Annotated in this window: 8 protein-coding genes; 5 read left to right on the forward strand and 3 right to left on the reverse strand. The window is 35.7% G+C overall.

Going from position 1 to position 14,467, the window contains the following annotated elements:
* Window positions 1–40: 40 nt before the first annotated feature.
* From gatB/aspS to PQO00_RS10815, 3 genes are read right to left on the reverse strand one after another with little or no spacing between them, the layout of a single operon-like run.
* Entirely contained in the window at window positions 41–3,379 is a 3,339-nt protein-coding gene (gene gatB/aspS / locus PQO00_RS10805) for a bifunctional amidotransferase subunit GatB/aspartate--tRNA ligase AspS (RefSeq protein ID WP_274184857.1), read from the reverse strand.
* On the reverse strand, window positions 3,379–4,779 hold the full coding sequence (locus PQO00_RS10810) for an amidase family protein (protein ID WP_274184858.1): 1,401 nt from the start codon (window positions 4,777–4,779) through the stop codon (window positions 3,379–3,381). Before PQO00_RS10810 ends, gatB/aspS begins: the two co-directional genes overlap by 1 nt.
* 3 nt (window positions 4,780–4,782) lie before the next feature.
* Complete coding sequence (locus PQO00_RS10815) at window positions 4,783–5,055, reverse strand: hypothetical protein (protein ID WP_274184859.1); 273 nt, start codon at window positions 5,053–5,055, stop codon at window positions 4,783–4,785.
* 1,010 nt (window positions 5,056–6,065) lie between these two features.
* On the opposite strand from PQO00_RS10815, the gene gyrB reads away from it, so the two are divergent.
* From gyrB to secDF, 5 genes are all read left to right on the forward strand, one after another.
* Complete coding sequence (gyrB, locus tag PQO00_RS10820; protein ID WP_274184860.1) at window positions 6,066–8,015, forward strand: DNA topoisomerase (ATP-hydrolyzing) subunit B; 1,950 nt, start codon at window positions 6,066–6,068, stop codon at window positions 8,013–8,015.
* 152 nt (window positions 8,016–8,167) lie between these two features.
* Complete coding sequence (locus PQO00_RS10825; RefSeq protein ID WP_274184861.1) at window positions 8,168–9,184, forward strand: DUF6588 family protein; 1,017 nt, start codon at window positions 8,168–8,170, stop codon at window positions 9,182–9,184.
* A 339-nt stretch (window positions 9,185–9,523) separates the two neighbouring features.
* Window positions 9,524–10,450 carry a malate dehydrogenase gene (gene mdh / locus PQO00_RS10830; RefSeq protein ID WP_274184862.1) on the forward strand — a complete coding sequence of 309 codons (927 nt, stop codon included), beginning with the start codon at window positions 9,524–9,526 and terminating at the stop codon, window positions 10,448–10,450.
* Between the two features lie 252 nt (window positions 10,451–10,702).
* On the forward strand, window positions 10,703–11,218 hold the full coding sequence (locus tag PQO00_RS10835; RefSeq protein ID WP_274184863.1) for a hypothetical protein: 516 nt from the start codon (window positions 10,703–10,705) through the stop codon (window positions 11,216–11,218).
* A gap of 251 nt (window positions 11,219–11,469) precedes the next feature.
* Complete coding sequence (gene secDF / locus PQO00_RS10840) at window positions 11,470–14,457, forward strand: protein translocase subunit SecDF (RefSeq protein ID WP_274184864.1); 2,988 nt, start codon at window positions 11,470–11,472, stop codon at window positions 14,455–14,457.
* Window positions 14,458–14,467 lie beyond the last annotated feature (10 nt).

A 14,467-nucleotide genomic window follows, 5' to 3' on the forward strand; every position in this document is an offset into this window, starting at 1 on the left:
AAAAAGTCAAGATGAGTCCAATGAATTCAGGGTATAAAAGTTATTTTTTCATCACCTTTACATTCATTTCCTCAACTTTTTTATCTGATAAAACAGAAGGCGCACCAAATAATAGATCTTCACTGGTTCCCGTTTTTGGAAACGCCATGACTTCACGAATAGATGTTTTTTTCTCTAATATCATCATCAATCTATCAACTCCCCAAGCAATACCGCCGTGTGGGGGTGCACCATAATGGAAAGATTTATACATCGTACCAACGCTTTTAAGCATGTCTTCTTTGTTGTAGCCCATATTTTTATAGGTAGCTTCTAAAATTTCAGGCTTATGGGCACGAACAGAACCACCTCCAATTTCATAACCGTTTAAGATAAGGTCGTATTGTTGTGCAATAATACTTCCTATTTCCTCTTCTTTGCCGTCCATATGCTTGTCGATATGATGAATGGCAGGCATTGAAAATGGATTATGGGTAAACGTCCAACGACCTTCATCTGTTTTTTCAAACATGGGGAAGTCTATTACCCAAGCAGGTCTTAGTTCCTTTGGGTTTATTAGGCGTAACATGCTGCCTAATTCTTGGCGAACAGCATCCAATGCTTTATTGGCCGTTGCATAGTCTGCGGCAGAGAAAAATACAATATCACCAGCCTGAGCGTTGGTTGTTTTAATGATGCCAGCAGCAATGTCTTCACCTAAAAACTTAATAATTGGTGACTGCAGATCATTTTCATTAACAATAATATATGCCAAACCACCTAAACCGTGCTGTTGCGCAATAGCTGTTAATTTTTCTATTTGCCCTTTTGATAAACGCTTCTTTCCTTGTTCTTTGGCAGAGATCTTAATACATTTTACGATACCTCCTTCTTCAATAGGTTTACTAAATACTTGGAAGGTCGTGTCTTTTACAATATCTGTAATATCCTGTAGTTGTAATCCAAAACGCAAATCGGGTCTATCGCAGCCATATTTATCCATGGCCTCTTTATAGGTAATAACTTCAAACGGATGTAAAATCCATTTTTTACCATAAATTTTCTTAACAATGTCATTGAACATGTTCGTGTTCAAATCTATAATTTGCTGCATGCTGGCATATGCCATTTCTATATCCAGCTGCGTAAATTCTGGTTGGCGATCACCACGAGAATCTTCATCCCTAAAACAACGTGCAATTTGGAAGTATTTTTCGTAACCGCTTACCATCAACATTTGTTTAAATTGTTGAGGGGCTTGTGGCAAGGTATAAAAAGCCCCGGCTTGTTTGCGGGTTGGCACTATAAATTCCCTTGCTCCTTCGTCTGTTCCTGCACTTAAAATAGGTGTTTCAATTTCCAGGAAATTTTGTTCATCTAAAATATCCCGCATTAACTTAATCACTTTATGACGGTTAATAATAACCCTGCGAACATTGTCATTTCTGTGATCTAGGTATTTATACCGAAAACGTGTGGTCTCGTTTGTTTTGGTTGCTCTCTTTATTTCGAAGGGGAGTGTTCTGGAGAGATTTAAAATCTCTAAAGAAGCTGTTTCCATTTCTATTTTCCCTGTTCGTAAAGCGGGGTTGTAATCGTCTTCTTTACGTTGGACAAGCGTTCCGGTAACAGTTATAACCGATTCTGGCTTTAATTTTACCAACTCATCTAAATTAGGGAATGACTCTCTACTTAAACGTACTTGAAAAACTTCGTTGCTGGAATCTCGCAAATCAATAAAAATAAGCTCGCCATGATCACGAACACTTGATACCCATCCAGAAAAAGTAACATCTTCAGAAATATTTTCTTCAGAAACATCAGAAATTAAATGTGTCCTGTACTCGTCTTTTATAACAATAGGAATTTTAGGTAATATTTCTTCCTGTGCTTTGGTTGTTGGTTGTTGGTTTTTGGTTGTTGGTTGCTTAGCTGTTTGAGAGGCCCCCTGAACTTTAAACTCAGAACCTTGCAACTGATTAAGAATGCCTTCCCGAATTACTTTTCCAGAGGCACCTTTTCCAATAATGGCGATAACCTTACCAACTAGAATGCCCGCCTTGCCTTGGTTTCCAGCTTTTATGTCATTTGCAACCGCTTCGTTTTTAGAAATTACAGTTGAAATAGCCTCCTGAATTTGAGATTCTGAGATGGTATTATTTTCAAAATACTTATTGTAATCGAAATCCCTGTCTTTTAGATACGATGTAATGGCATTCTGGACCAAGACAGACGTTATTTTTTCATCTTTAAATAGTTGAAAGATCTCAACAAGGTGTTCAACACGGTGTATATTGGCGTATTCATCAGCAGCAATATTATTAACCAATGTCTTCGCAACGAAAGAAGGGTCTTTAAGTTCATTATTTATAGCTATAAATGTTTTAGAACGTAACGAATCTGCTGTAAAAAACTTGGCATCTTGGGGTAATACCCCACCTTTAATCAAAATGGACTCCACGGCGTAGGGAAGTGTGCTGGTATCCACTTTAATGGTACTTACAACTTCTTTAATAGAAACAAAAGGTAAGTCTGGCTCTGAAATAAACCGATAATCGGCCTCAAACTCTTTTTTACGCATTGTTTTGGTTTGCTTTAGTTCAGCATCCCATAAAACGGTGGTCTGTTCTGGTCGAAACTCTTTGTGTTCTATATAATAGTTGAATTGTTTTTCAACCTCTTCCTTTAAAGCCTCTACCATAAACTTAAACGAGTTTAAGTTTTTAATTTCGGTACGTGGGTTTAAATTGTAACTGTGTTTTTTACGAAGCGATACAGATACATCCGATTTAAACTCGCCCTTTTCAAGATTAGCTTCAGATATCTTTAGGTTTTGAACAATACGTTGAATGTATTGTGCATAGGTTGACGCGTCTTCAATATGACGAATGCAAGGCTCGGTCACAATTTCAATAAGTGGTACCCCTGCCTTATTAAAATCGACTAAGGATACTTTTTTTTCATGCACCAATTTGGCTGCGTCTTCCTCAATATGCACTTGCGTTAAATTAACGGTAAATTGAGAGCCATCATTTCTAAAACAAGAAACTTGTCCGTCTGGTATAATGGGGTTATGAAACTGCGTAATCTGAATGTTCTTCGGGTTATCCGGGTATTCATAATGTTTCCTGTCCCAGGAAATGACGTCGTTTTCAAAGGATGATTTTACTGCTTTTCCAAAATAAATAGCTTTGTTGATCGCTTCTTTATTAATGGCAGGTAAAACGCCCATTTGTCCTGTGCAAACAGAACAGATATTCTCGTTTGGTGTTTCTATTTCTTGGTTTGGACAAGAACAAAACAACTTGGTCTTCGTATTTAACCGTACATGTGTTTCCAGTCCGATTACCAATTCTAACTCGTGGGCTTTTAATGCGGTGTCTAATTGTTCCAAATCCATTATATCGTGTCTTTTAAGAAGTTAGCAAACTTCAAAACGAGTTCGTCATTATTTTTTGCTGCTGTAACCTGTAAGCCTGTTTTTGTACCTTGAGGAATGGTCAAGGTTGGTAATTGTCCTAGACTAAAACCGACCGTATAAGCATCAGATAAATACATAGCTAAAGGATCTTTTAAACTAGCTCCAATTTTAGGTGGTGTACTAGGTGTAACAGGGGATAAGATAATATCCACTTGCTCAAAATCTTTTTCAAAGTTTTCAGAGATTGAATCCCTTAAAGCAAGACTTTTTAAATAGATTTCATCAGAAAACCCTTGAGATAATACTTGGTTTCCACCAACAATTCTGCGTTTGGTTTCTTCCGAAAATTTCTCAGACCGTGTTATGGCGTAAGATTCCTTTAGGTCTTTATTGTCGATGCGGTCACCATAATTGGTGCCATCTAAACGTGATAGGTTAGAAGCTGTTTCTGCCATAGCCAAAGTATAGTAAGTAGAAACCAAAATATCAGATTTAAAGAAATCCAGTTCTTTAACTTCAATGCCTTTTGCTTTTATTTTTTCTATGGATGCTAAAAAATCATCTTTAATTTGAGCATCAATCGCTTCGCTTTCAATAAAGTTTTTAAAATAACCAACCGTTTTAATGTCGGCGGCATTTAAAATACTTTTTTCTTCAATAGTTTTAGACGTGTATGTTGTTTGGTCTTTTGTATCCTTACCGCTCATCGTATTTAAAACAATACGAATATCTTCTACAGATTTAGCTAAAGGGCCGACACAATCTGTTGATGATGCGTAGGCCATTAAACCATAACGTGAAATACGTCCGTAAGTTGGTTTTAAGCCATATATGTTATTATAACCAGCTGGTTGACGAACAGAGCCTCCTGTATCGCCCCCTATAGAAAAAACAGTATAATCTTTAGCGACATTTACGGCAGAACCTCCACTAGAGCCGCCACCAACTAATTCTGGGTTTATAGCATTTTTAACGGCTCCAAAAATAGTGTTTTCACTAGAGGACCCATGACCAAAGCTATCACAGTTTTCTTTTACAATTGGGATAGCACCTGCATCCAATAGTTTTTGAATGGCCGTAGCGGTATATGCCGATTTATAATTTTTCAACAAGTCTGAACTTGCTGTTGTATAAGTGCCCTGAAGCATGTAAACATCTTTAATGCCAAACGGGATGCCTTCAAGCAAACCAATAGTTTCACCATTTGCAATTTTGGTATCTACCTTGGCTGCCCGTTCTAAAGCTAATTCGGTTAATAAAGAGTTTACGGTGTTGTTAGTGTTCTCTTTAAGCAGGTTTAATTTTTCCTGAACCAAGCCGGTACAAGATATTTTCCTGTCCATCAATTGCCGATGGAGGTGTTGTATCTGAGATTCCATAATCTATGCATCTATAACTTTAGAAACTACTAAATAGCCATCTTTCTCTTTTGGGAAATTGTCTTTAATGATTTGTTTTTCCAAAGCAGAACTTTCAATTACTACATCATCTCTCAAATTATTTAAAGACACGCCATTATTATGATTGTTATTAAAGGAGGAGGTATTATTTGTTGCCTGTGCATTTTTAATCACGTCAAATAATTTGCTCACTGCCTCAGAAGGTTGGGCTCCTTTAATGCTCGACAATACGTCGACTGTCATAATTTTACTCATGGTTTCGTTTAATTAGATTAACAAAAAAAGCCTTCCGAATTCGGAAGGCTTTATATATTTTTAGACAATAACCTTCCCGATCCTAAAAATTAGGATTATTGAAATTATTATTGTTATTGTTTTTTGTCATAAAACTTTATCTGTCGTCAAATATATATAGAATAAATGTACTAAACATCATTTTTCCCCATCTAATATTTTTATTGTCAAATTAATAAAAAACTTGAAATTAATTTATGAGTTCTATAATAATTATGCGTTTGGGGTTAATTCTTGACAGTATGGAATGATTTTTTTACTTGTTAAACTCATCTTTCGATTTTCGATGATTTTTAGTTTGTGTACGCTTTTTTGTGTAAGATTTTCAGGTTAAGCGAGTAGAAGCAATTACTACAGTATTTTTGTCGCGCCCAGTTATTTTAATCGATAAATCGTTCTGCTCTTTTTGGGTTTACTACTCCAATTTTTCAGAAATGGAAGCTGTTAACTTTAAAATCGTTGGAGTTATTTCGTATGGAGGGTTCATATATGATACTATCATTTATACGGAATCTTAAATGTATATGGAATTTTTTAATTGGCATTGTTATCTTTATTAAGATAAAGGTGAGTATCATAAATAAGTTTCGCTTTTTTGACCATATATAACCGTTCCTAAGAAAATAGATTACGAAGCAGCTTTCTTTTTTATTAAAAAAGACACTACTTTTTTATTTTCTTACTAAAAAATGCAATCATGCCAATTCAAAATATCGCTTCTGCGATGTTTTGAGTTTTTATTAGCGGTTATACGATAAAAAAATAGGCTAAAATCCATTTTAAGATGGTTTTTAGGCGATTTAAGACACTTTTGAATAATTAACAATTGTTGATAATTATTGTATAAAGTCTCTAAAATGCTTTTTAAAGGTAGGTTGATTTCGTATATTTGTTAGTGTCCGAAGAATGATGCCTTAGCGTCATTTTTTTATGGGATAAAATCAAGTTTTAACTTATAGATAAATAATAATATGAGTCAAGAAAAGGAAGAATTTAATAAGCACAATTATTCAGCCGATAGTATTCAGGCTTTGGAAGGTATGGAGCATGTACGTATGCGCCCATCTATGTATATTGGGGATGTTGGAATACGAGGTTTGCATCATTTGGTATATGAAGTAGTCGATAATTCTATTGATGAAGCACTAGCGGGCCACTGTAATAATATTACGGTGATTATTAATGAGGACAATTCTATTACTACGGAGGATGATGGTCGTGGTATTCCTGTGGACTTGCACAAGAAAGAAGGGGTTTCTGCTCTAGAGGTTGTCATGACTAAAATTGGTGCTGGTGGTAAGTTTGATAAAGATTCTTATAAAGTCTCAGGTGGACTGCACGGAGTGGGTGTAAGTTGTGTGAATGCTTTATCGGAAAATTTAAAAGCAACAGTATATAGAGAAGGCAAAATTTATGAACAGGAATATGAACGTGGAAAAGCCATGTATCCTGTGAAATCCATTGGTGATACAGATAAAAGAGGTACCACGGTTACTTTTAAGCCAGACCCGACCATTTTTACTCAAACTTTAGAGTATAGCTACGATACTTTAGCAAGCCGTTTGCGAGAGTTGGCCTATTTAAATAAAGGGATTACGGTTCACTTAATTGATAAAAGGTCTAAAAAAGAAGACGGTGAGTTTGAAGGCGAAACATTTCATTCTAAAGAAGGGCTAAAGGAATTTATCAAGTATTTGGATGCCACTCGTGAGCCTTTAATGAAAGATGTTATTGCGTTTGAAGGTGAAAAAAATGGTGTGCCAGTTGAGGTTGCCATGATTTATAATACCTCATATGCTGAAAATTTACACTCCTATGTAAACAATATTAACACTCATGAAGGAGGCACGCACCTTTCTGGATTTAGAAGAGGGTTAACGCATACCTTGAAAAAATTTGCAGATGGTTCTGGGATGTTGGATAAATTGAAATTCGACATCGCAGGTGATGATTTTCGTGAAGGATTAACAGCCATTATTTCTGTAAAAGTTCAAGAACCCCAATTTGAAGGACAGACAAAAACAAAGTTGGGAAATAGGGAAGTGTCGGCTTCTGTTAGTCAAGCAGTTTCTGAAATGCTAACAGATTATTTGGAAGAACATCCTGATGATGCAAAAACCATTGTTCAGAAAGTCATTTTGGCAGCTCAAGCACGTCATGCTGCCCAGAAGGCACGTGAGATGGTTCAGCGTAAAACGGTCATGTCCATTGGTGGGTTGCCTGGAAAATTATCAGACTGTTCAGAACAAGATCCAGCAAAATGTGAAGTTTTTCTTGTTGAGGGAGATTCGGCGGGTGGAACGGCCAAACAGGGTCGTGATAGAGCATTTCAAGCCATTCTTCCACTTCGTGGAAAAATATTGAATGTCGAAAAAGCCATGCACCATAAGGTATTCGAAAATGAAGAGATTAAAAATATCTTTACAGCACTTGGAGTTACTATAGGTACCGAAGAAGATAGTAAAGCATTGAACCTGTCCAAATTACGTTACCATAAAATAGTTATTATGTGTGATGCCGATATTGATGGTAGCCACATTGCAACGCTAATTTTAACATTCTTCTTTAGATATATGAAGGAATTAATTGAAAACGGACATGTATATATTGCGACGCCGCCTTTATATTTAGTGAAGAAAGGTGCTAAAAAACAATATGCCTGGAGTGATAAAGAACGGGATGAAGTTATAGCTGAGTTTGGAGATGGAAGTAAAATACAGCGTTATAAAGGTCTTGGAGAGATGAATGCAGAGCAACTTTGGGATACCACTATGAATCCAGAGTTTAGAACCATGCGCTTGGTGCAAATAGATAATGGCACTGAGGCAGATAGGATTTTCTCAATGCTAATGGGAGATGAAGTACCGCCGCGTAGGGATTTTATCGAAAAGAATGCTATTTATGCGAATATTGATGCTTAAATAGTTAAAAAATAGTTGTTTAATAAGCCTTGGTATTGTTAATGCCAAGGCTTTTTTTGAATTACAAATATCGATGAAATGCATTTTTTTACGATAAAAAGTTGTTTTGTGTAGTTTTTTTTATATTTTTGTCTCAACTCAATATAAAAAAGATGAAAAGAATAACCCTATTCGCGTCGCTTATTTTAACGACAACGATGTTAGAAGCACAAAACGACATTGATGCATTACTTGCTGCCGGTGTAGAAGATGCAGAACGTTTTGCACAGGATTATCTGGCACCTGGTACTAATGGATTAATGTATAGCATGAATGCCAACTGGTTTAATTCGGCTGCAGCGAAGCCCTTAGGTGGTTTTGAGATTTCGGTTATTGTCAATGCAGCAACCGTAAAAGGAGAAAACAAAACATTTAACTTGAACACAGACGATTATAACAATGTTAGCTTTGTTCAAGGACCAAATTCTCAAATGGTATCTTCTGTGCTGGGGGAAAACGATCCTCCAATTTTTATCGAAATAGAATACGACGATCCTATTTTTGGAAGCCAAACAGAACAAATAGAATTGCCGGACGGTATTGGTTCTGGAAGTGCCAACTTATTGCCAACAGCTTTTATTCAAGGGGCAGTAGGACTTAGTAAAGGTATAGAGGTAAAAGCACGTTTTGTTCCTGAAATTGATACAGATGATGTGTCTTTAAGTATGTATGGAGCTGGCTTGCAATTAGAATTTACCAAGTGGCTACCAGCAGATAAGTTGTTGCCGGTTGCCATATCCGGTTTAGTGGCTTATACACATTTAGGAGCTTCTTACGACTTAACGGATTCGTCTGGAGTTCAAGGTGAAAATCAACGTCTTGAAAATGATACCAATACCTGGTTGTTTCAGTTAATGACATCAACTAAACTACCGGTTTTTAATTTCTATGGCGGTATAGGATATGTGAAAGGAAAATCTGAATCAGATTTATTAGGTACGTATAGAGTTACAAGTGGTGCATTGACATCTGAACCTATTGTGGATCCATTTTCAATTTCTAGTGAGGCGTCCTCTGTAAGAGGAACTATTGGAGCAAAATTAAAATTAAGTTTCTTCAGACTTAATGCAGAATATCATTTATCTAAATTTAACGCCTTTTCATTGGGGCTTAATTTTGGCTTTAGATAGTCCTATCAAGAAACAGAAAATTGTTTAATTTTAATTAGTTTATATTTTTGTTATAGTTTAAAAAGTACAGGATTTAATCTTGTACTTTTTTTTTTATTTAGAGCATGAAGTAATAGTAATAAAAAGACAAAAAAAGGATGAAAAGAAGCATTCCTGCCTGCCGGCGAGGCAGGTTGCAATCAATTGAAAAAAGTTTAAATCACTTCAATATTAATTTGTAGTTTTGTATGACCAAAATCATATAACTTAGGCTTTTATATTGCGAGATTTGTGTCAATAAAATGTCATTAAAAAGGAAATAATCAAAAGTTATCAATAACAATCAAAATTTATAAATACATGAAAGTAACAGTTGTAGGAGCAGGGGCAGTAGGTGCAAGTTGTGCAGAGTATATTGCCATTAAAAATTTTGCTTCAGAAGTCGTTTTATTAGACATCAAGGAAGGGTATGCAGAAGGAAAGGCAATGGATTTAATGCAGTGTGCATCATTAAATGGTTTTGATACCAAAATAACTGGTATTACAAACGATTATAGTAAAACTGCAAATAGTGATATTTGTGTCATTACTTCTGGAATTCCTCGTAAACCGGGAATGACACGTGAAGAATTGATAGGGATTAATGCTGGTATTGTAAAAGCAGTATCATCCAGTTTAATAGCCCACTCTCCAAATACTATTCTTATAGTGGTTAGTAACCCCATGGACACCATGACCTATCTGGCACATAAATCGACCAACTTACCTAAAAATAGAATTATTGGTATGGGGGGGGCTTTAGATTCTGCTCGGTTTAAATATAGATTAGCTGAAGCTTTAGGGGCTCCTATTAGTGATGTTGACGGTATGGTAATAGGTGGACATAGTGATACTGGGATGGTACCATTAACGAGTCAGGCAACTAGAAATAGTATTAAAGTATCTGAATTTTTAAGTGAAGACAGATTAAATCAGGTAAAAGAAGATACTAAAGTAGGTGGTGCTACACTTACTAAATTATTGGGTACTTCTGCCTGGTATGCACCAGGAGCAGCAGTTAGTGGTTTGGTACAGGCCATTGCTTGCGACCAAAAGAAAATGTTCCCTTGCTCTACGCTTTTAGAAGGAGAATATGGTCTAAATGATATCTGTATTGGTGTACCGGTTATTTTAGGTAGAAACGGTATTGAAAACATTGTCGATATAGAACTTAGTGATGCTGAAAAAGCACATATGCAAGCTAGTGCAGAAGGTGTTAGAAAGACAAATGGCTTATTAGAATTTTAGTATTCAATACTTTAAAATAGAATTTATACAAAGACTGTAGAAATACAGTCTTTATTTTTTTATATTTGGAGCTTGAAGCATCCGCAACAAAATATTTATAGTAGAAATGATCACGGGATGCTACATGCAACAATTCAAAACAATAGATAAACGCGCATGAAAGCGAAATGGTACTTTAGTACTTTAGTTATTGCCCTCACTTTACTGAGTGTTTGCCAGAAGCAAATTTCTGTACCCAATCAGGAAATTGTCATGGAGTTTATCTATGACGAGGTTACGTTAGATGAGGTTCAAAATGCCATTGCAGTTGTAAAGAAACAATTGCAAACTCTAGGAATAGATAATATACAAGTCGGGAAGAAAGAAGACGGACGGCTAAAAATCACATATTATAGCGATGTTAATGTCACCAGTATAAAAAAAATACTTTCCGAAGAAAAAAAATTAGAACTTGATTACGCTTCACATAGTAAAGATAAAGAACGCTCCAGACTTCCTTCCAATGAGAACAAAAGTGGTTATAGTTTAGATGTATATGAAATCCAAAATGGCACAGATGCTGGATCTGACCTAAATGGCACTTATGTTGCAGAATTAAAACACAAATCTGACCGATTTTCCAATCCTAATTTATTTATAGGTAAACTGAATACCGGTGCGGAAGATAGCGTTGTTAAAACGGCCTATAAAGTAAGTAGACATATTGCCATTGCTATAGATAATATGTCTCACCATGTTCCTGATGTTAGAGCAGGGCCGTCTTGTTAACAAAAATTCTTAACCTTAAATAATGCTTTTTTGCTATTTCAAATAGAGGTATGTATAAATACCTTCGGAAAAGAAATACGGAATTTTAAAAAGCATTTTCCAAAAATCAAAACATGCGATAAGACTGGCTTTCACCATATATTCAAAAAGCTAAAAAACATCTTATTCGTATCATAAAAATAATTATCAAATCATAGAGCAAATCATATATTTGCTCGTTTTAAAAAATTTGACCAAAAAATCATAGAAGCATGCAAAATAAAGGACTAGTAAAGCTGTTTGCAATTTTGTTCGGATTGGTAAGTATTTACCAATTATCGTTCACATTTAAAGCAAATCAAATAGAAAGCGATGCGGAAGAGATCGCCATCAATAAAATTCCAGAGACGGAAGTCGATTATCGCGCTAAAAGAAGCCAGGAGGAAGTTAATTATTTAGAGTCTATTGCGACCGATACCGTTTTTAACCTTGGTATTTCTAAATTTACTTATAATGAAGTGAAGGAAAAAGCGATGCCTTTAGGCTTAGACCTTAAAGGAGGTGTTAGCGTGACGTTACAGATATCTGTAAGGGATATTTTAGAAGGGTTGGCAAACAAAAGTAAGGATCCAGCATTTAATAAAGCTTTAGATGATGCAGAAGAACTTCAAAAAGATGCTCAAGAATCCTATTTGGAATCTTTTTTCAGGGCTTTTGATGCTATTAAAGGCGATACAAAATTAGCATCACCAGATATTTTTTACACCAAGGATTTAGATGGTGAAATTAATAGTAATATGTCTGATGATGAGGCTAAACAAGTTATAGAGAGAAAAGTGGATGAGTCTATCGTTTCTGCTTTTGAGGTATTGCGTAAGCGTATTGATGAATTTGGTGTTACACAACCTACTATTCAACGTCTCGGTAATTCAGGGCGAATTTTAGTTGAATTACCAGGGGTTAAAGATAAGGAGCGTGCTTTAAAATTATTACAGAACACGGCCCAATTAGAGTTTTGGGATGCTTATAAAGGTGAGCAATTCTTTAACTTTTTAGCGCAGGCAAACGAACTTTTAAAAGAATCTGTTAAGCCTGAGGCAACCGAAGAGGAACAAGAACCTCAAGATGAAGAAAGTGCAGAGGATGATACTATCGATGACCTATTAGGAGATGCGACAACAGATTCTACAGCGGTTGAGACCGAAAACAATCCTATTTTTGACTTATTTAGAGGGCAAGGTTACCAGGGCGGTCCTGTTATTGGGAGATTTGAGCTTAAAGATAAGGCAACACTTCTTGATTATTTAAACAGGCCAGAAGTAAGAGAGTTATTGCCAGCAGAACAACGTTATGCTAAATTTGTTTTTGGAAAACCAGAAAAAGATAGCGAGATAGTAGATTTATATGCTCTAGTAGGGAATAGAGATAATACACCTCCATTAAGTGGTGCTGTTATTGTTGATGCCCGCAATCAGTTTGATGCTGCGAATAGATCTGAAGTTTCTATGCAGATGAATGCAAAAGGTGCTAAGATCTGGGAAGACATGACGGGTAAGGCCTATGCTCAGCAAAGCCAAATAGCTATTGTCTTAGACGATATAGTGTATTCTGCTCCAGGTGTTACAACCGGACCTATTGCAGGAGGGAATTCTTCAATTTCTGGAAATTTTACATTAAATGAAGCGGTCGATTTAGCAAACGTACTACGTGCAGGGAAATTACCGGCATCGGCTGATATTATTCAAAGTGAAGTCGTAGGACCATCACTTGGACAAGAAGCTATTGATAGTGGTACTATGTCGTTCTTAATAGCATTAGTGTTGGTATTGGTATGGATGGTATTTTATTATGGTAAAGCAGGTGGTTTTGCAGATGTTGCGATGTTATTGAACATTTTATTGATCTTTGGTGTTTTATCAGGATTAGGAGCCGTGTTAACATTACCGGGTATCGCAGGTATCGTATTAACAATTGGTATGTCTGTGGATGCAAATGTACTTATCTTTGAGCGTATTCGAGAAGAATTAACTAAAGGAAAAGGACAGAAAGAAGCTATTACGGATGGTTTTAGTAATGCCTTATCTTCTATTTTAGATGCTAATATTACTACTGGTTTAACAGCATTGATTTTATTTATATTTGGAACAGGGCCAATTAAAGGGTTTGCAACGACTTTATTAATAGGTATTGGAACCTCTTTATTTACAGCGATATTTATTACTAGATTGTTAATTGACTGGTATGTTAACAAAGGGGGTAAACTGGATTTTGCTACAGCTGTTACAAAAAAACTTTTCAGAAATATCAATATCGAGTTTTTACAAAAACGTAAAGTTGCTTATATCATTTCCGGGGCTTTTATTTTATTGAGTTTAGGGTCTTTGTTTACTAACAGTTTGGATCAAGGTGTGGATTTTGTTGGAGGTAGAACCTACCAGGTACGCTTTGCTCAAGACGTTAGTGCTTCTGAAATTACAGGCGTGTTATCAAAACCAGAGGTTTTTAATAGTGCGGATGCTAAAACTTTCGGGGCTACTAATCAGTTAAAAATTACGACGAAGTACAAAGTAAATGAGACTGGATCCGAGGCTGACGAAGCTATTAGAAAATCATTATTTAATGCATTACAACCATATTTAGATGGCCTGTCTTATGATGATTTTATTAGTGATGCTGATACTAAAACTGTTGGCCTAATGAAATATTATAAAGTAAGTCCAACGATTGCCGATGATATAAAACAAGCTTCATTCTGGGCGATTTTAGGATCTTTAATAGTGGTGTTCCTTTATATCTTAATCCGTTTTAAAAGATGGCAATTCTCTTTAGGGGCAGTTGCGGCTGTATTTCATGATGTGTTAATTGTATTAGGGATATTCTCTTTAACATATAAATTTATGCCATTTAACATGGAAATAGACCAGGCATTTATTGCTGCTATTTTAACAGTTATAGGTTACTCGTTAAATGATACCGTGGTGGTGTTTGATAGAATTCGTGAATTCTTCAATGAACATGGTAACTGGGAATTTAAGCGTGTTGTAAATGTATCGCTTAGCAGTACATTAAGTAGAACATTAAACACGTCGCTAACTACTTTAGTGGTACTATTAGCTATCTTTATTTTTGGTGGCGATTCCATTAGAGGCTTTATGTTTGCTTTAATAGTAGGTGTTATTGTAGGAACATATTCATCATTATTTATTGCAACGCCAATAATGTATGACTCGGTTCAAAAACTAGAAGATAAGAAGAAATAATAGCAGAAAT

The sequence above is a fragment of the Flavivirga sp. 57AJ16 genome (genome assembly GCF_028736925.1).
Taxonomy (GTDB): Bacteria; Bacteroidota; Bacteroidia; order Flavobacteriales; family Flavobacteriaceae; genus Flavivirga.

What these genes read in the sequence shown, in the direction of transcription:
- gatB/aspS (WP_274184857.1), bottom strand. Translation starts at nt 3,379, where the DNA reads ATGGATTTGGAACAATTAGACACCGCATTAAAAGCCCACGAGTTAGAA.
- PQO00_RS10810 (WP_274184858.1), bottom strand. Translation starts at nt 4,779, where the DNA reads ATGGAATCTCAGATACAACACCTCCATCGGCAATTGATGGACAGGAAA.
- PQO00_RS10815 (WP_274184859.1), bottom strand. Translation starts at nt 5,055, where the DNA reads ATGAGTAAAATTATGACAGTCGACGTATTGTCGAGCATTAAAGGAGCC.
- gyrB (WP_274184860.1), top strand. Translation starts at nt 6,066, where the DNA reads ATGAGTCAAGAAAAGGAAGAATTTAATAAGCACAATTATTCAGCCGAT.
- PQO00_RS10825 (WP_274184861.1), top strand. Translation starts at nt 8,168, where the DNA reads ATGAAAAGAATAACCCTATTCGCGTCGCTTATTTTAACGACAACGATG.
- mdh (WP_274184862.1), top strand. Translation starts at nt 9,524, where the DNA reads ATGAAAGTAACAGTTGTAGGAGCAGGGGCAGTAGGTGCAAGTTGTGCA.
- PQO00_RS10835 (WP_274184863.1), top strand. Translation starts at nt 10,703, where the DNA reads ATGGAGTTTATCTATGACGAGGTTACGTTAGATGAGGTTCAAAATGCC.
- secDF (WP_274184864.1), top strand. Translation starts at nt 11,470, where the DNA reads ATGCAAAATAAAGGACTAGTAAAGCTGTTTGCAATTTTGTTCGGATTG.